Annotated in this window: 23 protein-coding genes and 6 pseudogenes; 10 read left to right on the top strand and 19 right to left on the bottom strand. The window is 68.7% G+C overall.

Annotation, left to right across the window (positions count from 1 at the left end; genetic code table 11):
• A pseudogene (locus ACWC94_RS39650) lies at nucleotides 1-168 on the top strand (RNase J family beta-CASP ribonuclease); the annotation flags it as partial.
• Nucleotides 169-224: 56 nt separating this feature from the next.
• Here the strand turns inward: ACWC94_RS39650 and ACWC94_RS39645 are convergent.
• The 3 genes from ACWC94_RS39645 to ACWC94_RS39635 form a co-directional block, all read right to left on the bottom strand.
• Complete coding sequence (locus ACWC94_RS39645) at nucleotides 225-491, bottom strand: hypothetical protein (protein ID WP_450802281.1); 267 nt, start codon at nucleotides 489-491, stop codon at nucleotides 225-227.
• A 381-nt stretch (nucleotides 492-872) separates the two neighbouring features.
• Nucleotides 873-1115 (bottom strand): DUF5302 domain-containing protein, encoded by a 243-nt coding sequence (locus ACWC94_RS39640; protein ID WP_450802279.1) that lies wholly within the window; start codon nucleotides 1113-1115, stop codon nucleotides 873-875.
• Nucleotides 1116-1321: 206 nt separating this feature from the next.
• A complete protein-coding gene (locus ACWC94_RS39635) occupies nucleotides 1322-2737 on the bottom strand; it encodes a DEAD/DEAH box helicase (protein ID WP_450802287.1) in 1416 nt (471 codons plus the stop codon).
• A gap of 540 nt (nucleotides 2738-3277) precedes the next feature.
• Here ACWC94_RS39635 and ACWC94_RS39630 point away from each other — a divergent pair.
• Nucleotides 3278-4006: pseudogene (locus ACWC94_RS39630) on the top strand (DNA polymerase III subunit beta family protein); the annotation flags it as partial.
• Between the two features lie 184 nt (nucleotides 4007-4190).
• On the opposite strand, the pseudogene ACWC94_RS39625 reads toward ACWC94_RS39630, so the two are convergent.
• The 7 genes and pseudogenes from ACWC94_RS39625 to ACWC94_RS39595 form a co-directional block, all read right to left on the bottom strand.
• Nucleotides 4191-4678 (bottom strand): annotated as a pseudogene (locus ACWC94_RS39625) (GNAT family N-acetyltransferase).
• Nucleotides 4679-5720: 1042 nt separating this feature from the next.
• Entirely contained in the window at nucleotides 5721-5915 is a 195-nt protein-coding gene (locus ACWC94_RS39620) for a hypothetical protein (RefSeq protein ID WP_450802277.1), read from the bottom strand.
• 116 nt (nucleotides 5916-6031) lie between these two features.
• Nucleotides 6032-6901 carry an EamA family transporter gene (locus tag ACWC94_RS39615; protein WP_450802275.1) on the bottom strand — a complete coding sequence of 290 codons (870 nt, stop codon included), beginning with the start codon at nucleotides 6899-6901 and terminating at the stop codon, nucleotides 6032-6034.
• 169 nt (nucleotides 6902-7070) lie between these two features.
• Entirely contained in the window at nucleotides 7071-7970 is a 900-nt protein-coding gene (locus ACWC94_RS39610) for a hypothetical protein (RefSeq protein WP_450802273.1), read from the bottom strand.
• A gap of 160 nt (nucleotides 7971-8130) precedes the next feature.
• Nucleotides 8131-8883: a TauD/TfdA family dioxygenase gene (locus tag ACWC94_RS39605; RefSeq protein WP_450802271.1), complete on the bottom strand. Its 753-nt coding sequence runs from the start codon at nucleotides 8881-8883 to the stop codon at nucleotides 8131-8133.
• 43 nt (nucleotides 8884-8926) lie between these two features.
• Nucleotides 8927-10330, bottom strand: a complete 1404-nt coding sequence (locus ACWC94_RS39600) for a DUF6002 family protein (protein ID WP_450802269.1) — start codon at nucleotides 10328-10330, stop codon at nucleotides 8927-8929.
• A 115-nt stretch (nucleotides 10331-10445) separates the two neighbouring features.
• Entirely contained in the window at nucleotides 10446-10739 is a 294-nt protein-coding gene (locus tag ACWC94_RS39595; RefSeq protein WP_450802267.1) for an aspartate 1-decarboxylase, read from the bottom strand.
• Between the two features lie 278 nt (nucleotides 10740-11017).
• Between ACWC94_RS39595 and ACWC94_RS39590 the strand changes: the two genes are divergently transcribed.
• Complete coding sequence (locus tag ACWC94_RS39590; RefSeq protein ID WP_450802265.1) at nucleotides 11018-11500, top strand: DUF5959 family protein; 483 nt, start codon at nucleotides 11018-11020, stop codon at nucleotides 11498-11500.
• Here ACWC94_RS39590 and ACWC94_RS39585 read toward each other — a convergent pair.
• Nucleotides 11492-12082 (bottom strand): annotated as a pseudogene (locus ACWC94_RS39585) (IS5 family transposase); the annotation flags it as partial. The gene ACWC94_RS39590 and the pseudogene ACWC94_RS39585 sit on opposite strands and share 9 nt — an antisense overlap.
• Before the next feature lie 36 nt (nucleotides 12083-12118).
• On the opposite strand from ACWC94_RS39585, the gene ACWC94_RS39580 reads away from it, so the two are divergent.
• Entirely contained in the window at nucleotides 12119-12676 is a 558-nt protein-coding gene (locus ACWC94_RS39580; protein ID WP_450802263.1) for a transposase family protein, read from the top strand.
• A gap of 233 nt (nucleotides 12677-12909) precedes the next feature.
• A complete protein-coding gene (locus ACWC94_RS39575; protein WP_450802261.1) occupies nucleotides 12910-13548 on the top strand; it encodes a tetratricopeptide repeat protein in 639 nt (212 codons plus the stop codon).
• A gap of 21 nt (nucleotides 13549-13569) precedes the next feature.
• Here the strand turns inward: ACWC94_RS39575 and ACWC94_RS39570 are convergent, their stop codons facing one another.
• The gene (locus tag ACWC94_RS39570; RefSeq protein WP_450802259.1) at nucleotides 13570-13818 is read right to left on the bottom strand and encodes a hypothetical protein; all 249 of its coding nucleotides are present in this window, start codon (nucleotides 13816-13818) and stop codon (nucleotides 13570-13572) included.
• Between the two features lie 54 nt (nucleotides 13819-13872).
• Here ACWC94_RS39570 and ACWC94_RS39565 point away from each other — a divergent pair.
• Nucleotides 13873-14340 (top strand): annotated as a pseudogene (locus ACWC94_RS39565) (transposase); the annotation flags it as partial.
• A gap of 64 nt (nucleotides 14341-14404) precedes the next feature.
• Here ACWC94_RS39565 and ACWC94_RS39560 read toward each other — a convergent pair.
• From ACWC94_RS39560 to ACWC94_RS39550, 3 genes are all read right to left on the bottom strand, one after another.
• Nucleotides 14405-14770 (bottom strand): nuclear transport factor 2 family protein, encoded by a 366-nt coding sequence (locus ACWC94_RS39560; RefSeq protein WP_450802257.1) that lies wholly within the window; start codon nucleotides 14768-14770, stop codon nucleotides 14405-14407.
• Nucleotides 14771-15013: 243 nt separating this feature from the next.
• Nucleotides 15014-15235 (bottom strand): hypothetical protein, encoded by a 222-nt coding sequence (locus tag ACWC94_RS39555; RefSeq protein WP_450802255.1) that lies wholly within the window; start codon nucleotides 15233-15235, stop codon nucleotides 15014-15016.
• Nucleotides 15236-15326: 91 nt separating this feature from the next.
• A complete protein-coding gene (locus tag ACWC94_RS39550; protein ID WP_450802254.1) occupies nucleotides 15327-15782 on the bottom strand; it encodes a hypothetical protein in 456 nt (151 codons plus the stop codon).
• Between the two features lie 313 nt (nucleotides 15783-16095).
• On the opposite strand from ACWC94_RS39550, the gene ACWC94_RS39545 reads away from it, so the two are divergent.
• Nucleotides 16096-16542, top strand: a complete 447-nt coding sequence (locus tag ACWC94_RS39545) for an LppU/SCO3897 family protein (protein ID WP_450802252.1) — start codon at nucleotides 16096-16098, stop codon at nucleotides 16540-16542.
• 265 nt (nucleotides 16543-16807) lie between these two features.
• Here the strand turns inward: ACWC94_RS39545 and ACWC94_RS39540 are convergent, their stop codons facing one another.
• A complete protein-coding gene (locus tag ACWC94_RS39540; RefSeq protein ID WP_450802250.1) occupies nucleotides 16808-16933 on the bottom strand; it encodes a hypothetical protein in 126 nt (41 codons plus the stop codon).
• Here ACWC94_RS39540 and ACWC94_RS39535 point away from each other — a divergent pair.
• Complete coding sequence (locus tag ACWC94_RS39535) at nucleotides 16932-17105, top strand: hypothetical protein (protein ID WP_450802249.1); 174 nt, start codon at nucleotides 16932-16934, stop codon at nucleotides 17103-17105. The genes ACWC94_RS39540 and ACWC94_RS39535 overlap by 2 nt on opposite strands.
• A gap of 71 nt (nucleotides 17106-17176) precedes the next feature.
• Here the strand turns inward: ACWC94_RS39535 and ACWC94_RS39530 are convergent, their stop codons facing one another.
• The 3 genes from ACWC94_RS39530 to ACWC94_RS39520 form a co-directional block, all read right to left on the bottom strand.
• On the bottom strand, nucleotides 17177-17380 hold the full coding sequence (locus tag ACWC94_RS39530; protein ID WP_450802247.1) for a hypothetical protein: 204 nt from the start codon (nucleotides 17378-17380) through the stop codon (nucleotides 17177-17179).
• 202 nt (nucleotides 17381-17582) lie between these two features.
• On the bottom strand, nucleotides 17583-17912 hold the full coding sequence (locus tag ACWC94_RS39525) for a hypothetical protein (protein ID WP_450802246.1): 330 nt from the start codon (nucleotides 17910-17912) through the stop codon (nucleotides 17583-17585).
• Nucleotide 17913: 1 nt separating this feature from the next.
• Complete coding sequence (locus tag ACWC94_RS39520) at nucleotides 17914-18828, bottom strand: polymorphic toxin-type HINT domain-containing protein (protein WP_450802244.1); 915 nt, start codon at nucleotides 18826-18828, stop codon at nucleotides 17914-17916.
• Between the two features lie 179 nt (nucleotides 18829-19007).
• Between ACWC94_RS39520 and ACWC94_RS39515 the strand changes: the two genes are divergently transcribed.
• Together ACWC94_RS39515 and ACWC94_RS39510 are read left to right on the top strand one after the other, a co-directional pair.
• A complete protein-coding gene (locus tag ACWC94_RS39515; RefSeq protein WP_450802243.1) occupies nucleotides 19008-19199 on the top strand; it encodes a hypothetical protein in 192 nt (63 codons plus the stop codon).
• Nucleotides 19135-19371, top strand: a pseudogene (locus tag ACWC94_RS39510) (hypothetical protein); the annotation flags it as partial. The gene ACWC94_RS39515 and the pseudogene ACWC94_RS39510, both read left to right, overlap by 65 nt.
• Nucleotides 19372-19395: the final 24 nt, after the last annotated feature.

The raw sequence follows: 19395 nt of genomic DNA, 5'->3' as shown, positions 1-19395 counted from the left end.
TTCGAGCCGGTCATCCCCGTCATCGAGAAGACCCTGGCCACCGCAGCCGAGGAAGGCGTCGGGGACGCGCGCCAACTCGAACAACTCCTCGCCCGCGCCGTGGCGAACTGGGCGTTCCGCACCCACCGCCGCAAGCCCCTCATCATCCCCGTCATCATCGACGCCTGAGCAACAGCCCGGCAGCACGGTCCGCGGTTCCGGCGGCGACTCCGCGAGCATCGAGGTCAGGCACGCCCGGACCGGACGGTGGCGAAGCCGCCGGGCTCAACGAGGCGGATCGCCTCGCCGTGGGCGGCCGGCAGGTCCGCGAGGGAGTCGGTGTTGCGGGCGGCGGCCCTGTCGCCGCGCTCCAGGGCCACCCGCGCAAACTCGCGGCCGAAGCCGCGGGAGGAACCGGTGACATGGCGGCGGTGCACCCCGCTCAGATGCTGCACAAGATCGGACAGCATCCACTCGGGGCAGGCCGGCACCTGCACGTCGTGGCTGGGCACGAAGGCGACCGCTGCCCGGAACGCGACCGTCTGTGCGTCGTTCAGCCGCAGCAGGACGGGGAACGAATGTCCTTGCCACGCGGATGTCTACCGTCACCCCGGACAACCGCAGTCGATTTTCACAGCGGTACAGGGGCACGCAAGGCGCGCAACACCAGCCGCGTACCCTCGGACAAGGCAGTGCCCTCATCCCGGAATTCCAGTTCGGCGGCGCCACCGACCCGAGCCAACCGCATCTGGGCCATTCCCCCAGGCGAGTCCCCGGCTACGCCCCGCCCGCAACGCGCGCACGGGCATGCGCACGTCGCGGGCCACTGCACGGGACGCGCGAGGGGATAGCGCGAGTGCCGGTGAAGCGGTTAGATCGCGGGACTCATCGACTCAGCCGCCGCTCTTGCGCCTGAACGACCGCTGGCTCGCAGCCGGGCCGTGCGCCGAACGCACCTTCGATGCATCGGGCTTGGCGGCAACATCAGCGGCATCCGCCTGCGCACCGCGCTTGCGCGCCAGGGCTTCGCGGAACTTGCGCTTGAGGTCATAGTTGCCGTCGCTGTCCGGCTCCAGAGGGGACGTCTCGGGGGCAGTCGGCTCCGAACCTTCCGTAGATACGGGCTCTGCGGTCATGGTGACCTCCTGGGTTCGGGGGGTGGGCAAGCACAGCTTGTCATGCCGGGCGCAGTGCGAGGCGCCGGCAACATCATCCGGCTCCGTTTCGGCGGGCATCCCTCCCGCGGCCAAAGGCGTTGACTTCGTAGGTGAGGCACACAGGACGGCTTCGGGCCGGGCCGAGGGTTGTCGATCCCTTGGCCAGGCTGCCAGGGCAACGGCTCTCAGCCGTTGCGACGCACGAGGGCGGCCCTGCGGGCCTCGGCGAGCTTGCGGGCCTCGCCCGTCTTTCGGGACTTGCCGCCGGCGCCGCGGGAGGTGCCCTTGCTGGTGCCGAGGCCGCGGAAGGGAGCGTTGGTGTTTTTGGGTCGGGGGACGGTGGGCCCGCCGTCGAGCGGGATCCCGGAGGGAGTCTTGGCGCCAGTGATCCGGCTCAGCTCCGCCTCGCCCGAGCGCACCTTGGTGACGGTCGGCTCGATGCCGGCCCCGGCCATCATGCGGCTCGTCTCACGGCGCTGGCCCGCCAGCACGAGCGTGACCACGCTGCCGGACTCACCGGCGCGGGCGGTGCGGCCCGCCCGGTGCACATAGTCCTTGGCATCGGTGGGCGGGTCGACGTTGACCACGAGATCGAGGTCGTCGACGTGCAGGCCACGGGCCGCGACATTGGTCGCCACCAGAACGGTGATCTGGCTGTTCTTGAACTGCGCCAGGGTCCGTGTGCGCTGTGGCTGGGACTTGCCGCTGTGCAGGGCCCCGGCGTGCACCCCGCTGGCCCGCAGATGCCGGGTGAGCTGGTCGACGGCGTGCTTGGTGTCGAGGAACAGCAGTACGCGGCCGTCGCGGGCGGCGATTTCCGTGATGACGGCGTAGCGGTCAGGGCCGTGGACGACCAGAACGTGGTGCTCCATCGTCGTGACTGTGCCCGCAGCCGGGTCGACCGAGTGGACGATGGGGTCGTGGAGGTAGCGGCGGACCAGTTGATCGACGTCGCGATCGAGAGTGGCCGAGAAAAGCATCCGCTGACCGTCGGGGTGCACCTGGTCGAGCACGTCGGCAACCTGCGGCAGGAATCCCAAGTCGCACATCTGGTCGGCCTCGTCCAGCACGGTGATTCTCACCCGTCCCAGGCGGCAGGCGTTGCGCTCGATCAGGTCGTGCAGGCGTCCGGGGGTGGCGACGACCACCTCGGCTCCCTGGCGAAGCGCGGCGACCTGCCGGCCGATCGACGTTCCGCCGACGACCGTGGCGATCCGCAGCCGCAGTGCCTGGGCATACGGCGCCAGCGCCTGAGTGACCTGTTGGGCCAGCTCCCGGGTAGGCACCAGGATCAGAGCAAGGGGCTGCTTCGGTTCTGCGCGCCGCCCGGCCGTCCGTGCGAGCAGCGGCAGGCCGAAAGCGAGCGTCTTGCCTGATCCGGTGCGCCCGCGTCCCAGGATGTCGCACCCCTCCAGGGCATCGGGCAGTGTGGCGGCCTGGATCGGAAAGGGTTCGCGCACCCCGAGTTCGCTCAGTGTCCGCAGCACCTCCGTCGGCAGTTCCAGACCGGCAAAGGTGACGGCCGGGAGCAGCGTCGGGGTCGTTGCCCCAGGCTGGGCGGGACTGCCGTGAGCGATACCGGAGTCATTGGGATGCTTCATAAACAGCCTTCCGCAAGGGAACTTACCGAGGAAGGCCCGGCAGGTTTGGACAGCCCACGCACAAGCCGGACGGAACAGACAGAATCGCCCACCGCGACGACCACGCAAACGCGTGAGACTAACACATGGCATAACCTCGCGCCGCTGATACCGATCGCCCCTGTGTACGGGTGCTGGCAGCGGGTCGGCCTGGAACAACCGTTCCCCTTGAAGAACGGCCCCACCCCACGGGCGAGCTGTCGAGCCACGCATCGAGCCTTACGAGCGGGGCGCCGGGCGGAGCAGCAGACCCCTGCTGTGGGTGCAGGTCAGCAAGCCGGACGCCGTCCGGCCCGATGCTGACCATTTGCTGACCCGGACGCGGCGATCAACGCTTCGACCTGCGGAAGCTCCCAAACGCTAGATCTTGGACTTATGCATGGTGCGCAGCATTCAGCACTCCTGGATGTTGCTGGCCATGAGGTTCGTAGCGCCGCTCGTCGGTGTCGACCTTTGAGTTAGTTGAAGCTCAACGATGGCGAGGTGCCGAATTCTGAGCTGATGCCGATCGGGGTCTTTGCCCAGCGCAGTGGTGTGACCTCCAGCGCGTTGCGGTTCTACGCCGACTCCGGGCTGCTGCCCCCCTGCCGAAGTCGACCCGATCTCGGGCTATCGCTACTACAGCGCTGACCAGGTGGCGCGGGCGACCGTGCTGCGCCGGTTCCGTGAGATTGCCTGCCCCGCGCTGGTGTCGAGGCGGTACTGGGTTCCGGGGCTGCCGAGGTACCCCGGCTGCTCGATGAGCATGTGTCGAAGGTCGTGGGAGACGCGGCGGCCCCACAGCAGAAGGCTGCTGTCATCAAGTCCGCGCTCGGGAACGTGCCGGGGCTTCCGATCACGGCGCTGAAGGGTCCCGTGCTGGCGGATGCGGTCGAGCAGGTCCTGATCGCGACCGCACGCGAGCCCGGCATGCCGGTGCTTGCTGGCCTGCGTATCGAGGCGAGGCATGAGGCGGTCACCCTGACCGCGACTGACCGATAGCGGCTCTCCACCCGAACCCTGGTGCCGACCGAACCTCCGAGGCAGACATGGGCCGGCACGGTCAACGGCGATGAGATGCGGGCCGCGGTCGCCGATATCCGCCGCAGCAGGCTGGTGCGACTGCCGCACGGGATCTGGCTCCGCGTGGCCGACCGGGAGGACCGGCATTGCCGTTTGCTGCCCGAGGAGTTCCCCGACTATCGGCTGATGCTCGCGTCACTGGGCGAGGTCACCACCCGTGTGACGGTCTAGGAACTGCTCCTGCGAGCCCTGGAAGAACGCCCCGGCGAGCGCATCGCGGCAGACCGCTGGCGCAGGCGATCACGGCGCCAGGGCAGAGGAGACCACACACACGCAGAGCGCGGCGTCCAGCGGCTCCTGCAAGGCGGCCACCACGCAGCGAAGCCGGTGCCTCGCCAACCGGCACACCGCGTCATCCCGAAGGAATGCGAAACTCGAATTCGGCACGGTCCCACGGCACGGCGGGCGGGTTCGCAACGCGGTCCCGGTCCGCACCGCGCCAACACGGTGGTAGAAGTCCTCGGCGGGAAGATGCGACACGACCTTGACACGGTCGAGCCCGGCGGCACGGGCCTCGGACTGCATGTGCGCGACGAGCAGCCGTCCAATACCCCGTCCTTGCGCTTCGTCAGCAACGAACAGCAGGTCGAGCTCCAGTGGAGCAAGGACGAGCGAGTAGAATCCGAGGACCCGGTCTCCATGCTTGTCGGCGCCGACGGCCACAAAGGCGCGGTGGGCCTCGATGTAATCCGGACCGACGCGGTAGCCCGCGACTGCGGCTGCGTACTCACCCTCGTAGGCGCCTGAGCCACGCACGAGCCGCGTGAGCCGTTTGGCATCCCGCGCGACTGCCCTCCGTATCATGACCGGCTGGCTGATCGGGGAAGTGCATGAACTCATCGGGAGAGCATTTCGCACCGGAGCGTGCCGCCGTGCGGCGGGGTCGGCTGCTCGGGCAGGATTCCTGCACCGCTCCCGGGAACCGTCTGCCCAGGCCCCGATCGACCAAGTCACTGCCGCCGCATATACCGCCGCCGACAGCAACTGGGACACCCGAACCGCTGCGGAGGAGCTGGAGAACGAGGTGGTCAACCGCGGCTTCCCCTGGGCCTGCCGCAGCGAGAGCCAACCTGTGCAGGACGACTTCAGGCTGGCCTCGTGAACCGCATCAGGAGACGTCGGACTTTGCGCCAGCAGCGCATCGGCCGTAACGCGTGCCGTCGCTGTGTCCTTGCTTCGGGTGGCTCCCAAGAGGACAACCGAGTGCAAAGGCGTTGGCGTTGTAACCCGCATGTGCGGAAACCCCGCCAGGCCGCGCCCGCGGGGCTCCGTCGCAGCCGCTCTCACACGCCTATCACCGACTGCGTCGACTCCCCCGGACCAGAATGCCCTGACCTGGCATTACGCGCTCATCTTGGACTGGCCTGGACGCCCACGGACGGTCTCTACAACCTGTGCCATGTGGTACCGCGGCACACTCGCTAGCACCACGTACCACTCATCAAGATCCGGACCAGGTGCGGACCGACTCAGCCTGGCACTCGATGTTCCCGCTCTTTGTCGCAGGTCAGGAGCGAGGTCAGGCGTGTACACCAGCAGACCAAGAACCTGCTGGCGAGCCCAGAGTGCCCTTCCGCCAAAAGTCTCTGATCATGACTGGCGCGCCCCGGACACGCGTGGACGCCCCGGCGCTCGCGACTTGGGCTCCTTCTGGGTCAGCACGCCCTGCGCACGGCACGAGAAGCCACCGCTCGGGAACTGACGGCTCATCGCGAAAGTCAGCATGGAGTCAGCAAGCGTCTGACCAAAACCGCCCCACAGCTGACCACACCCGCGGATCACCGCACCCACGCGAGAGCAGCACTTGACCTGGGAAAACGACCGTCAGACCGGCAATCTCGCAGGCATGCACCTTGACGCTACGAAGAACATCGAATAGAGGTCAGGGCGGTGTCCCAGTGTGCCGCTGGCCCGTCCCGGACAGCCGAAGGCTGGTCAGCGCGCTCGGGTCTTCAGGATCCGGCAGCAGGCGTACGACGGCTCCCCAGCCGAAGTGGGCCATGGCGACCCGGAGGTTGAAGACGGCCGCACCCACCGACAGATGCAGAGCCCGGCCGACAGGATCGGCGTGGCGCAAGCCGCGCTCTGGTACGGCGCGTACCTCCAGCGCGACGTACTCCGGGTCGAGCCGAAAGCGCCACGGCTGGGTGTTGTAGATCGAGAGCGCGGCCCGGGCGGCCGTTATGCAGACTGTCAGGGGGCCGGTGTGACGTCTTCCCGAGGGACTCGGTCCGGCTCCGTGGCCGGGGCTTTCCCCGTGCGGATACTGCCCGCTGAGGCCAGAGCCACCGCCGCGACGCCCGCCCACTGGGGCGCGGCGAGGTGCTGGCCCAGAAGGATCAGTCCGAGCAGCGCGCCGACCGCCGGTTCCAGGCTGGTGAGCACGCCGAAGACGCGGGGTGGGACCCGGCGCAGGGCTTCCAGGTGGAAGGTGTAGGGCAGGACGCTGGAGAGGACGGCCACGGCGGCGGCGACGGCGAGCGTGCCCGGTGCGAGGAGGTGGGAGCCTGCCTGGGCGATGCCGTACGGCAGGCTCAGCAGTGCTGCCCAGGTGACGGCCAGGGCGAGGCCCCGGCCGTCGGGGATGCGCTCGGCCAGTCGTTTGCCGGCCAGGATGTATCCACCCCAGCAGCACCCGGCGACAGCGGCGCAGACGGCCCCGGCCGGGTTCAGGGCCGTACCGGAGTGGCTGAGCAGGACGACACCGGTGGCCGCGAGGCACGCCCACAGCAGGTCGGGGGCGCGCCGGGAGCCGCACAGGGCGATGGCGAACGGGCCGAGGAACTCCAGGGTGGTGGCGGCGCCGAGGGGAAGCCGGTCGACCGCTTCGTAGTAGGCGAGGTGGTGCAGTGCGAGGAGGGTGCCCGCGGCGGCGGCGGTGCCGAGGGTGGCCCGGTCGGCTCGGATCCGTGGTCGCCACACGGCGGTGAGCACGAGCGCGGCGAGGCACAGCCGCAGGGTCACCACCCCGGCCGGGCCCACGGCAGGGTAAAGGCGGGTGGTGAGCGCTGCCCCGCCCTGGAGGCCGAGCACACCGCCCATCACGAGGCCCGGGGCGGGCACGGTCCGGAGTCCTCGGCTGATCGCCGCGGCAGCCCGGGCACGAGGCGTGGGGAACTGACTGATGGCTACTGGACTCCTTCCGGCGGCACGGTACGTCGATGCCCGTGCCGCCTGTCGTGGTGGGGTGCGCACTCGTTCGTCCCCAGGGGTACCGCGGGATGCGTGGCGGTCAGCGAGGGTACGCCGCCACTGTGCCGGGACGCTGCGCCCGCAACGTCTCGCGGAGGAGGAGCAGGCGGCGCGTCAGTGACCCGATACGCCCGGCGTGTTGGGTGCGCGAGACGTCCGGCAGGTGGGCGGCGAGGGCCCGGTGAGCCCTCGTGCCGAAACGCACCTCACCGCACGGGAGGACCGTCACGCCGTCGTGGTCCGCCATTCTCGCCTGCCACGCCACCGCTTCCGCCCGGGACAGGCCGGGTGGCAGGTCGAGGGCGATGCGAGCGTCGCCGATGCGGACGGGATAGCCACCCGAGAGACCGAGCGGTCCGGGCAGGTCGGCGTACACCTCCTGACCCGTAGCCAGGCAGGCGGCGAGCACTGCGGCGGTGTGTCCCGTCACCGCGTTCAACTCCTCGCGGCCACAGGCACGGTGGGCCGCGAGCAGGTCGCCCACGTGCGGCACGGGCCGGTCGTCCAGCCAGACCCGCACCTCGTCCGCGGGATCGTCGGGCGCGTGGAGATGAGCGTGGTGCGCGAGCACCCTGAGCCGTACACCCGGACCCGGCCGCAGTGCCGCGCGCAGGGACGCCGCCAGTGTGGCGACGTTGCCCACGCCGCAGAACACCGGCAGGCCCTCGGCGGCCAGCAGGGGGTTGACCGCGTCCGGGTAGGAGGCGTTGACGAACAGCGCGGGGACCCCGCTGCGCCGGATCGCCCGCGCCACACTCCGCGCCAGTACGGCATGCAACGGCAACCCGATGCCGAACCCGCCCGCCGAGAGCAGCTCGGTCCACGCCGACGGAGCCTGGTCAGCCTCCCAAGGGGACTGTGTCGAAGCGCAGTTGAGGACGATCCGGGGACGCAGGCGCCGCAGGATTCCGGTGAGCGCCGGCTCGTCGGCCGCGTCCACGGGCTCGGCCGTGAAACGGGTCGGGGAACCCGAGGCCGCGGCGCGCGCGTTGGCGATACTGCAGATCTCCTGTGCGGCACGGCGGCGACGGCCAGTGAGTAGCACAGGGCGCGGGCCAGGGAGCCGCCACCCACCACGGCGATGCCCGCCGCCCCGGCCGTCATGCCGTGATCCGGTGTGCGATCTGGATCCGGCGCAGGTGGCGGCCGGTGTCCGTGAAGGCGTTGCGGGCGTGCAGCATCCGCCAGTTGTCGAAGACGAGCATGTCGCGCCGCTCGTACTGGATCGCGATGTGTTCCCTCTCGAAGTACGCCTTCGCGCTGTCGAGCAGCGGGCCGATGCGTTCGTCGTCGCCGCGTACGAGGTTGTTGAAGGAGTAGCGGACGATGGTTCCACCGGGGTGCTCCTCGAGCACCGGGTGCTCGGGGTGCAGGTCGAGGCCGAGGTGCCGCATCGCGTCCGTGGTCTCCCAGCGCCAGATCCGCTCGCGCAGGAAGGCACGGTCGTCCTCGGTGAGCGTCGCGGTCCAGGCGTGTGCGTCGGCGAGCGTGGTCTCACCGCCGGCCCCGGTGTTGGGGGTTTCACACCACAGCGCGAGGTAGCGCGGCGGCAGGCTTTCGAAGTCGTAGCCCTCGGAGTGCGGATAGAGCGGCTTGGTGTTGCCGGCGTGGTAGAAGTCGTCCATGCCTGGCTCCGGCCTGACGTCGCCGACCAGTACGCCGGTGTACTGGGGCACGAAGTCGCCGAGGCGCTTGGCGAAGGCCACCGGGTCGAAGGTGTCGGGTACGCGGCTCATGAAGACGTAGCCATGGCAGGCCATCAGGTCGTGGAAACTCTTCCACATCAAGTCGTCGGCGAGCGGTGCGCCGTTGAAGTCGGTCAGGGACAGCAGGCTTTCGGTGTGCCGGGGCATGGCTCCTCCTGTTCGTGTGCGTACGGGTGCGGGCGCCCGGGATTCAGCGCGTGGACGTGGGGCGGACCGCGTCCTCGATACGGACGGCGAGTTCCTGCACGTCGGCGGCGGTGGTGCGGTGCGCCTCGGGGACCGGCCGGTAGTCCTGGTCGCCGTAGCTGCCCGAGCCGTGGATCAGTACGTCGTCACTGTCCGGGAGCAGCCCGCGGTCGGCGGCGTTGAGGGTGCCGGTGACGGCCATGACCAGCGACCACTCGCGCAACCTGCGGGGGTCCGCAGGCAGTTCGGGGCCGGTGGCGGCGAGCAGGGCGCGCACCTCGGCGTAGCGGCTCAGGCACTCGTGCAGGGATACGACGACACCGCCCCCGCCGTGTGCGGTGATCAGCGGGTCCATCCGGGCGGAGGTGACAGGGCGCCGGGTGTAGAAGGTGGGGTCGAGCTGTTCCTCGGGGTGGAAGGTCGTCGCCGGGAAGTGCGGGTCGGCTTCCTGCCGGTACAGGCCGGCGGTGGCGTCGTAGCGGTACGGTGGCAGGTTCGCCCGGTCGTGACTTCCGTGGCGGAGGCTGAGGACCATGTCCGGGGTACCGAGGTGCTGGACGAGGAAGTAGCGGGCCTGCGGCAGGCGGTGGCCTTGGGAGGTGAGCGTACGGTGGCCCAGGTCGTGGCCGAGCAGCCCGAACGCGCTGGAGACGGAGTGCACATGGGTGCGGGTGCGGGTGCGGCCGCCGTCGTCGTCGGGGAGCAGGTCGCGCTCGGCGAAGGCGCGGAGGAGGTCCGCGGCCCGGTAGTTGTCGAGGCCCAGCGTGTACCAGACCCGGATGCCGTGCCGGCGCCAGAGGTGGTCGGCGTGGGCGGCGGCGAACTCGGCCGCCAGCTCCTTGACCGCCGTGGGCTCCTCGGCGGCATGCACCACGAGCGGGTTGCGGCGGCGCAGCGCGGGGTCCTCGCTCAGCGGTGACGCCCACAGCTTGGCCGTGGACTGGGCCGGTACGACACAGGCGATGCGCAGTTGGTCCGCGGTGACCAGCCCCGAGTCGATCGCGCGGTGCACGGCGTCACGCAGCGCGGTGGCCTTGTTGGCGGACGACGGCGTCACGATCAGGACGCGCTCGCCGGTGTCGGTGATGTGGCGCACCGCACGGGCGACGATCACCAGCGAGGCCAGGGTCTTGGTGGTGCGGGTCGCCGGGTTCCGCATCAGGTCGAGCAGGCGGAGGTGGTGACCGCGGTACGAGGGCAGGTCGCTGACGGCGATGTCCGAGACCGAGAAGAACCGCTCCAGCGCGGGGCTGGGATCGGGGAGCCGGAAGGCCGGGGAGAACACCGGGTTTCCGGCCGGGTCGTCGGCGCGGTCCTGTTCGAGGGCGGTCAGCGCCTGCCGGAGTTCGGTGTCGTAGTGGGTGAGGGGGTGCTTCAGCACGGTGGACGCGGAGAGCGTGGAAGTCACTTCGTTCCGTTCTCGTGGGGTGCGGCCGGGAGACCAGAGGGAGCGGCAGAGGGGGGCGAGGCTCGGAGGAGAGGGGGTGGGGCTCCGGGCGTACGACGGCCCGGAGCCCCAGGGGTCAGGCTCCGGCGACCTGGTCTCCGCGGACCAGGCCACTGCCCGGCGGGACCTCGGCCGGGTCCCCACCGAATCCGGTGATCCGGTTCTTGCCGTCGACGAAGACGACCTTGGGCTCGAACTCCTCCGCTTCCTCGGGGGTGACGGAGGCGTACGACACGATCAGCACGAGGTCGCCGACCTGCGCCTGCCGGGCGGACGGCCCGTTGACACCGATGACTCCCGAGCCGCGGGGTCCTTCGATGACATAGGTCGACAGACGGGCGCCGTTGGCTTTGAGTGTCTCGAAACGCACGGTGGCCCTTCGCGATTGCGTCCGGTCAGTGGGGTGAGCTCGGTGTCGCGACGGACGAAAGGCTGTCAGGCACCGAACAGAGGGGCAAGCCCTGATGGATCAACGAAATCCGCAGCTTGCGGCGGGACTTGACCTTCGAAACGGGGCCTTCGGAACCGTGATCACTGCCATGCGCATCCATACCCGATCCGTCACGCCCACCGGTGAGGGGGTCGGGGTTTTGCTGGCTCTTTGCAGAAGTAGGTCCTATGAGAACCCCTAAGGAAATGGGGTGGCGGATGCACTCCTTGCAGGGTGATGATCTCTCGATACTTGCCGATGAAGGGGCAGCTATGGGCGACATCGCTCCGAGGGAGCTCATCTCTCTCGCCGATGACGAGGGGAACAGCGTCACCGTCAACGTTTTGGGCCGCGATCCCGGCTGGAGCGCCGGGCTCGACGCCGAGATTGTTGTCAGGACGCCGTTCGTGTCCGGCCGTATCGATCTGGTGCTGTCAACCTCGAAGCTTGAAAGTTGGGCCACCGCGTTGAACAGGCTCGACGCCGACGAGGACGTCCTGTGGATGGAGTGGGATAGAGGGCCGTCCATCTCCATCCAGCTCACCGGCGAGCGTGGCTGTCCGGAGGTGGTCGTAGAGGACGAGTCGGGCTCCATGGTCACCGTGCGGGTGCCGCTCGTCCCGCCGGACGACTGGATCGCTGACCACAGGCAACGTCTGCACCTGGTGATGAATCACTGGGTTCCGATGCTTTCAGCGTAGGGAGACAAGTCGTCGCCAGCAGATCAACGCACATCCGAGGGTGAGGAAGGCTTCGTGGATGTCGTCACGTATCTCCCAGCGGATCCGCAGGCGGCGGAACCAGTGCAGATGGGCGGACGCGCGCTCCACGACCCCAGCGTTGGGTACCGAGGCCGGAGCGGTGCTCGATGCCCCGGCGGGAAATCACCGGCTTCACCCCGAGAGCCCAGACGAGGCGACGGTACTTGTCGTGGTCGTATCCACGGTCTCCCAGGACGATGTCAGGCCGGCGCCGGGGACGTCCACGCTTGCCCCGCACTGGTGGGACCGCTTCCACTAGCGGGATGAGCTGGGTGACGTCGTTGCGGTTGCCGCCGGTCAGGGTGACGGCGAGCGGGATACCGGTGGCGCCGGTGATCAGGTGAAGTTTGCTGCCCGTCCTGCCCCGGTCAACGGGGCTTCGTCCCGTCTTGCAGCCCCTTTTGACGCGCGGATATGGGAGCCGTCGACCGCCCCCGGGAGAAGTCCAGGGTATTCCCGCTGCGAAGCTTGGCGAGGGGGACTTCGTGGGAGGCAGGGCCAGACTCCAGCCTCCGTCCACTCGGCCCGCTGCGCAGGCTCGCCGAGGTCATCGAGTACTTGGGCGTCAGCGGTCAGACCGGGATCATCGACGGTACGGAGATCCGTGTGCGACGCCCAGCGGCAGGCCGCAAGGACCGGGACCAATTCGTCTCCGGAAAGACCAAGCAGAACGCGGTGAAGTCCATGGTCCTCACGGATGCCGAGGGGCGCCTGCTGTCCTGCAGCCCAATCCGGCCGGGCAGCTGCGCCGACATCACCCAGGCCCGACAGCTAGGACTGGCCCAGCTCCTGGCCAGCGGCCCGTTCATGGAGATCCTCGCGGATGCCGGCCACCAGGGCATGGGAGCACAGACCGGCGGACGCGTGGTGACACCTCCCCATCGCAAGTTCAAGAAGAACGCTCCCGCCTGGTACGAGGAACGGCACGAACTACAGCGCAAGGCGCACTCCTCACGACGCATCCGCGTCGAGCACGACATCGCACACCTCAAAAACTGGCGGGCCCTCACCCGCCACCATGGCCGACGCGAACACATGAGTGACATCATCCAAGCCGTCGCCGGTCTGCTCTCAGACCAGCAGACCGCCACCCTCGGCCACGTCCTTCGAGCCTGAACACCGAGAACACCACACTCCTCGACGTGCCACGGCCAACCGTGCACGAGGTCGTTAGGGCCTGTGGCGAAAGCCACGCACGGCTGGGCTCGACTACCCAAGAGGCCTCTCTGGGAGACGCCGACGGTCAGGGTGGGCGCGCTGGGGAGAGCGGCCGTTCGAAAATCCCCGTCTGCCGCTGGGGCGCGAAGATAGCCTCGGCGCTGCCATCGTCCAACGGGAGGGGTGGGAGTATGCAAGGACAGGGCTGGATCGAACGTGCGGGAGAGCTGTTCGAAGCGGCGATGTTCGGCGGGGACACGTCCGCGCTGGACCGGTCCGATGACGTGCTGGACGCGGTCGAGGCGCCGCTTTGCATGGCGCGGGGCAAGGTACTGCACGTCCGCTTCCTGAGCGAGCGCGAGGAGAACAGCGAGGAACTGGTGCTGTTCGAGCGCGCGGCCGAGTTGTACGAGCGTCTGGGGGACGCGTCGGGTGAGGCGGACGCGTTGTTCTGGGTTGGTTGCTGGCATCAGGTGGTCAAGGGCGACGGCACCACCGGCAGGCCGTACTTCGAACGGTCGTACGCGCTGGCGAAATCCGTCGACGACCGGATGACGATGTCGTATGCGATTCGCCACCTGGGCTTTGCCGACAGGGACGCGGGCCACTTCGATCAGGCCCGCGAGCGGTTGACCGAATCGGTGACACTGCGTCGGGAGATCGGTTTCAGGCCCGGGGAAGCGGCCGGCCTGGTGGCGCTGGCCTACCTCGCGGCCGAAACCGGCGACCCATCGGCGGCGTTCCACCACCTCGACGAGGCCCAGGCGGTCGCTGAAAGCTGTGGCGTGTTGGAGTGGATCGACCAAGCCCGCACACTCATCCGCTCCTAGCTTCAGACGGGGAACTGCTGGTCACAGCCACTCGTTGAGGACTGCGACCAGCATGGTCGCCTCGTAGCGGACGGCGAGCTTGTCGTACCTCATGGCCACGGCCCGATGGCGCTTGAGACGATTGGTCCCGCACTCGACGGCATGGCGCTCGCGGTAGTCGGTCTTGTCGAACTTCGGCGGCCCACCGCCTCCGGAGCCCGCCTCCGGAGCCGAGCTTCTGACGGTTCCGGGACGCGGTCCGCCGGGACTGGGATGGTCGCCTTGATTCACGTCTCCGCAGGTAGGCCCGGATATTGCGGAAGTCGTACGCCTTATCGGCACGCACAAGACACCCGCGGCTTCGACGCGGGAAAGAAAATCAACGGGCGCAAGAGACACATCGTCGTCGACACCTCGGACTCCCGGTGATGATCACGGTGACACCCGCAGGCGCCACCGACCGGGACGCCGCCCGCGAACTCCTCTGGCGCCTGCGCGTCGTGCAGCCCCAGATCACCCAGGTCTGGGCCGACTCCGCCTACGTCGGCCAGCTCACCAACTGGTCCGGCGACTTCCTCAACATGACCCTCAAGACGGTCTCCCGACCGCGCGGGGCACATGGCTTCGCTGTCCTGCCCCGACGCTGGAAGGTCGAACGAACGCTGGGCTGGCTCATGAAGTCGCGACGCAGCGTCCGCGGCTACGAGCGTCTTGCTCAGCACTCGGAAGCGCACCTGACCTGGGCGCTTCATTACCCTGATGACCCGCAGGCTCACCCGGAAGGGGCCTCAGGTCAAGTGGTCGAAGAGGCCGTGACCACCGCCTTGCAACGGCCTTGCCAGTTCTCTGCCCGGCTTGTCCACGGCAGCTCACAAGCTCAACTGGCCAAGGTGCCCTGGTGGAAGTACATCCGCCAGCCTGTCTCGGTCAGCCGCCACAAGGAGCTCCGCAATGCTCGGCGGCCTTGGTTGTCGGCGAAGTACGTTACGTGAACGACTCCTGGTGCCACGACGGTTCCGGTCACATCGCTGACCTTGACCGGAGACTCCTTGGAGACGCTCCCGCTCATCGCGGTGAGGATCGACTCCACGTCCCACCAGCGTCCAGAAGCCCCGATCTCGGTGAACTGCGGGTCCAGGAGTTCCAGGACCCGGGCCGGAGATGCTCGCACCTCAGGATCGAGAAGCCGCATCTCACCGGCAATGGCTGCTTGCACGTCCTGTTCCCGCTCATCATCCACCATGCAGGAACCCTACGGACGCCGCACCCCAGGGGACAGCACATTGTTCACACCACGGCACGGCGGCCCCGGGAGTCCTGTCACCGACTTGAACGAAGCCGCACCCACCTGACGTCCACGCTGCCCCCACTCCCGACGCGCTGGAGAAGCATGCGCAACCTTCCTTCCTCAGCTATCAGCGAGCCGGGATGCCAGACAGACACTCGGCTTGAGTTTTAACGTCGTGGATCGCGACGTGTGGCTTGGTCAGTTGAGGTTGCCCTCGATACCGCTGTACAGCTCGGTAGCCTCACAGAAGCCGAGGCCGAGCTGTTCAGCTACGCCCATCGCCTCGTCGATCTTCTGAGCGTCAACCGCATCGCACGTCAACTCGGCCCGATGGAAGGCCAGGTGGGCGCGGGCATCGGCCACGGAGGAGGCGGGCACTAGCCCGCCGACCTTGTAGTTGCCCACGATCGTGGCGGGCAAGACAGGCCACTCCAAGGTGGTGAACTCATCGCGCAGGAGACGGGTCAGCGACGTGGGCGCGGTGAATCCCTCTGCGCGGAGCCCGGCCTCCTCACACAGGCGGGTCGGCCATGTGTAGCCTCGACATCCACCCCGGCAGCAAAGCAGCAGCGAACTCCACAACGCAGTACGGGACCTCACGCGTCAGCAACTGGGCCGCGTCGAACTCCTTGCCGTCAGGGCGCCGCACGTAACGCTCACCGCCCCGCAGCGCAATTGCCGCCCCGCGCAGCATGCGCAGCGGCATGGCCAGCCCTGCCGCGAGCACGTCGTTACCGGGCAGACGTCCGTCTTCATCGGGCTTGATCCGCCTGGCGAGTGCCGGGTCGAGCCGCTTGACCATCTCAGCTGCGAGGGCATCCACGCCGTCGACGGATGCCGCGAGGTAACGCTGCACATCTTCAGCCATTCGGTCGGGGCCGTCGCCGACGATGAAGAACGGCCGTCCCCACACGTGCCCATGCGCTTCCAGGGGGACCCCGCCGTGATCGAGCGCGTACTCCTGCACACCCAGCGCCCATGCCTTGGCGCGTATCGAAACCCATGCTCGAAACAATAGGGTGTGGCGTCCAGCACGTCCGAGGGCAAGCCATGACTCAGCTCGCGACGTTAAAGCTCAAGCTTGGACGCGCGTCGGGCGGCCTGGTATGAAGCCGGGAAGTAGACGGAGCCGTCGCTGAGTCCGGCGTGATGACCAGTGTGTCTTCGTCGCCGACCGGCTGCATGCCGCGTGACCCCCGTTGGCGGCCGTGCGATCCCGAGGGGTAGTCTCACGCTCGCATTGATCACGATCCGACACTCAACGACGGGGATCCGCAGGCATGTCGACGCCTCCGCCGCAGTACCAGAATCAGCCGCCGTACGGGCAGCCACAGCAGCCCTACGGGTACCCGCAGCAACCGCAGCCTCCGGCGCAGCGACCGCAGCCGGGCGGTCTGGGGCGGATGCTGAAGTCCGCCGTCATCGTCATAGCCGTGTTCGGCGCCCTCGGCTACTGGGTCTGGGACTACAACACCGACCCCAACGGTGGCAAGGCGAAGAAGGAGGCCGAGGCGGCATCGCACAATCCCAGCATCGGCGACTGCGTCAAGGTCGAGGACCCTCAGGGCAGTCCGGTACCGACGGTCGTCGACTGTGACTCTCCCGAGGCTGAGTACAAGATGGGCGACCTGGTGGTCGCGGGCCAGCAATGCGGGTCCGAGTACGACTACGGCATCAAGGTCACCCGCCGGGGCCTGGGCCACACGATGTGCTTCACCAAGCTCTGAGCTGCTGATCCCGTTCACGGCCGCCGTCCCCAGGAGCGGGCGTCGGCCGTGCGGGCAGGTGCAGCTCGTGCCCGGGGCCGACCACACCGGCGAGGTGGAGAAGGGCGCAGATGACTCGCCCGCGCCTACGATCTGTCACCCGGACCCGTCGTCGTGGGCCCCGACAACCACGGGACAGCGGACACGTCCCTCCTCCGGGCCTACCGAAGCCCCCTCCCACGCCCGGGCATCCCCGCCTGCGCCCGTGGGGCCTGCACGGCAACGACTACGCGGGCGAGCCGCCACCGGCAGGGCAGGTACGCAACTGGAGCGGGATGAGCTGAAGGAACTGGGCGTCGAAGTACGCCTTCGTCTGCAAGCAGATCCGGCGGCCCGACGCCCGCGTCGCCATGGGGCAGTTCCTGCGCCGCCTCACACGCCTGGAGGCCGGCATCCTCGATGTCCCAGCCCGCACCGGGGCGGAGCACGTTCGCAGGATCGTGGAGAAGGCCGGCCTGCCCTACGAGAGCTTCTCCGAGGTCGTCGCCGAGGCGCCAGGGATGCAGCGGCCCGGCCCGTCGTAGCCGTACGCATGTGAGCGGGCCTGACGAATCAGGTCACGTCCCGGCAGTAGGGCAGTTGCTGCCCGTGTGGCTCATCCGCCGACCACGACCAGCAGATGCTGTCGCAGTTCCTCCTCGATCTGCTCAACCCCGCCGACGGCGGGGACACGCCAGTCAGTCTCGTTGCCGCGGGCGAACGCCGCTTCGGACGTGAAACGGATCAGGTGTGGCGAGGGAACGTACGAGTCCCGCAGCCAGGCAATGAAAGCGTTTTCCTGGCCTTTTTGCTCCGCCATGAGGGTCTGCTGATGATCTTCTGGCGTTCGGCCACTGCGCCTCGCGGGCCGACCCCTTGGTCGAAGTCGGCGTAGGCCGCGGCCATGCAGATGACTGCCGCCGGAGGTGGTGGAGCTGGCGGCCGCGCTGAGCGAGGTCCAGTCGACCGACGTCGACCGGGCTCCGCATCAGCAACCCCTGCTCCCGTTACGCCAGGGCCCCTCAGCTCAGTTCGGGCAGCGTCCCTTCAGGTCCCCCGTCGTCGAGGATCGCGCGGAACGCGTCCACCATGGCCTGAACGCCACCGGTGGGGATGACGACGAGGTCCGGGCACTGGAAGAAAGCACCTGCCCCGTACTCCCCGGTCTCCCGCCAGCGGTCCAGCACCTTCGTGATCTCGCGGGGCGTCATGAAAGTGGCACTCCAGCGGGTGCCGTCGGGGAGACGGAGCTCGGCGTCGACGTTCTCGACGTCCTCGACCCGGTCTTCTGTGCCGAGCATGAAGACAGCAGTGAACCGGTCGTCCTCGACGACGTGCAGCGGGTCGGACATGTCACTTGCCATAGAGCTGCTTCAACCTCGCGATCACTGTGGACTCATTACTCTTGTCCGCCTTGGCGACGATCTGGATGCCACCGCCGACGTTCCGGAAGAACAGGCGGCCGCCGTTGCGGCCGCGCGCGTACGTGACGTCGGTTCCCGTCAGGGCCTTGCTGCCGAGTCCCGGGTTCATGTTTCCACGCGACAGTTGCTCGAACAGGGTGCCCGGGTCCCGTTGCACCGCCTGATTCTTGCCGGCCTGATGCGCCAGAACCGGGGTGCCGCCGACCAGGACGTGGAAGGTGTGGGCACCGGCGACGACGATGTTGTGGACCTTCTGCTGCGGAGCGGTCCACGAGTCCACCGCCACGACCCGCACGAGTGCGCCCGCGTCGGTGCGCAGCTTCATGCCGGGCCGCAGATCGGAGGCGTTGGTCCACTGCTCGAGGTCCCCGGTCCAGAAGGGGTGCGGGTCGGTCGCGGTGATCGAGGCCGTACGGTCCCCCTGGTCGCCGTCAACGTCCACGGTGACCGTGACAAGGTTCCTCTCGCCCTCGCCGACGATCAGGTCAGTGACGGGCTGGGCCTCGGTGCGGCCGGTACCCAGGTCCGTGGCCAGGGCATTGCCGCCCTCCCGTACCTGCTCGATCGGGACGGCCGAGCCGTCGGCGAGCAGCACGGGCGTACCGGGCAGGAAGCTGTTGCCCGTGCAGTCGGCGCCGGCCTCGGCGCCCTTGCGTGCCTGGCGGACGGCGCCGGCGGTCAGGACCTTGCCGCCGGTCTTGAGCCAGCGAAGGACGGCGAGCGAACCTGCCGCGCCTTCTTGCCCGCTGAGCTTCTCGCCGGTGACGAGGCCCTTGCCGGTCAGGGCCTCCACGATGCCCTTGCCGTCACCGATGCCCGGCATCAGGTCCAGGGTCAGGGCCATCCGGCGCGGCCTGGACCTACACCAGCGACTCCGTCTGGGAACCCCCCTCGCCCCGCCGGCCTCCTCGCCAACCTCGACCTGCGCGCCACCACGATCAACGCGTCCAGCGCCGCCCTGATCCGCGACGCTGGCACTCCCAGCGCCCGCCGAGCGCAACCGCAACCGCAACGGACAAGCGCATGCGCGAACTCATCCGCCCCGACCTGCTCCTCCTCGACGACTTCGCCATGCGCCAGCTGACCGTTCCTGACGGCTCAGAAGCGGCAGGACGGGGCCGTGGTGATCGTGGTGGGTCGCTGACGATGTCTGCACGGCGCTTCCGCCCGTGCGGGCGATCCGAGTTGCTGGCAGCGGCCAGGGTCATCGCCTGAGCTGAACGCACCCACACGACGACTGGCGCACGACCAACCGCGGCGGAAGCACCTTCACTCGCCTCGGCCACCGCCTGCCCGCCGAGACACCGAGCAGGGCCCCGGACACGGCACGCAGCGTTGGGGCGTGGAGCGCGCGTTCACCCACCTGCACTGGTTCCGCCGCCTACGGATCCGCTGGGAGATCCGCGACGAC

The organism is Streptomyces sp. NPDC001135 (genome assembly GCF_053598395.1).
The sequence above is the reverse complement of the archived record's forward strand: the minus strand, read 5'-3'. Positions and strand labels throughout refer to the sequence as shown.

Coding starts and splice junctions, on each gene's coding strand:
- ACWC94_RS39640 (WP_450802279.1), bottom strand. CDS start 1,115: ATGACCGCAGAGCCCGTATCTACGGAAGGTTCGGAGCCGACTGCCCCC.
- ACWC94_RS39635 (WP_450802287.1), bottom strand. CDS start 2,737: ATGAAGCATCCCAATGACTCCGGTATCGCTCACGGCAGTCCCGCCCAG.
- ACWC94_RS39605 (WP_450802271.1), bottom strand. CDS start 8,883: ATGCCCCGGCACACCGAAAGCCTGCTGTCCCTGACCGACTTCAACGGC.
- ACWC94_RS39590 (WP_450802265.1), top strand. CDS start 11,018: ATGCACTCCTTGCAGGGTGATGATCTCTCGATACTTGCCGATGAAGGG.
- ACWC94_RS39575 (WP_450802261.1), top strand. CDS start 12,910: ATGCAAGGACAGGGCTGGATCGAACGTGCGGGAGAGCTGTTCGAAGCG.
- ACWC94_RS39560 (WP_450802257.1), bottom strand. CDS start 14,770: ATGGTGGATGATGAGCGGGAACAGGACGTGCAAGCAGCCATTGCCGGT.
- ACWC94_RS39545 (WP_450802252.1), top strand. CDS start 16,096: ATGTCGACGCCTCCGCCGCAGTACCAGAATCAGCCGCCGTACGGGCAG.
- ACWC94_RS39535 (WP_450802249.1), top strand. CDS start 16,932: ATGGGGCAGTTCCTGCGCCGCCTCACACGCCTGGAGGCCGGCATCCTC.
- ACWC94_RS39540 (WP_450802250.1), bottom strand. CDS start 16,933: ATGGCGACGCGGGCGTCGGGCCGCCGGATCTGCTTGCAGACGAAGGCG.
- ACWC94_RS39530 (WP_450802247.1), bottom strand. CDS start 17,380: ATGGCGGAGCAAAAAGGCCAGGAAAACGCTTTCATTGCCTGGCTGCGG.
- ACWC94_RS39525 (WP_450802246.1), bottom strand. CDS start 17,912: ATGTCCGACCCGCTGCACGTCGTCGAGGACGACCGGTTCACTGCTGTC.
- ACWC94_RS39520 (WP_450802244.1), bottom strand. CDS start 18,828: ATGGCCCTGACCCTGGACCTGATGCCGGGCATCGGTGACGGCAAGGGC.
- ACWC94_RS39515 (WP_450802243.1), top strand. CDS start 19,008: ATGCGCGAACTCATCCGCCCCGACCTGCTCCTCCTCGACGACTTCGCC.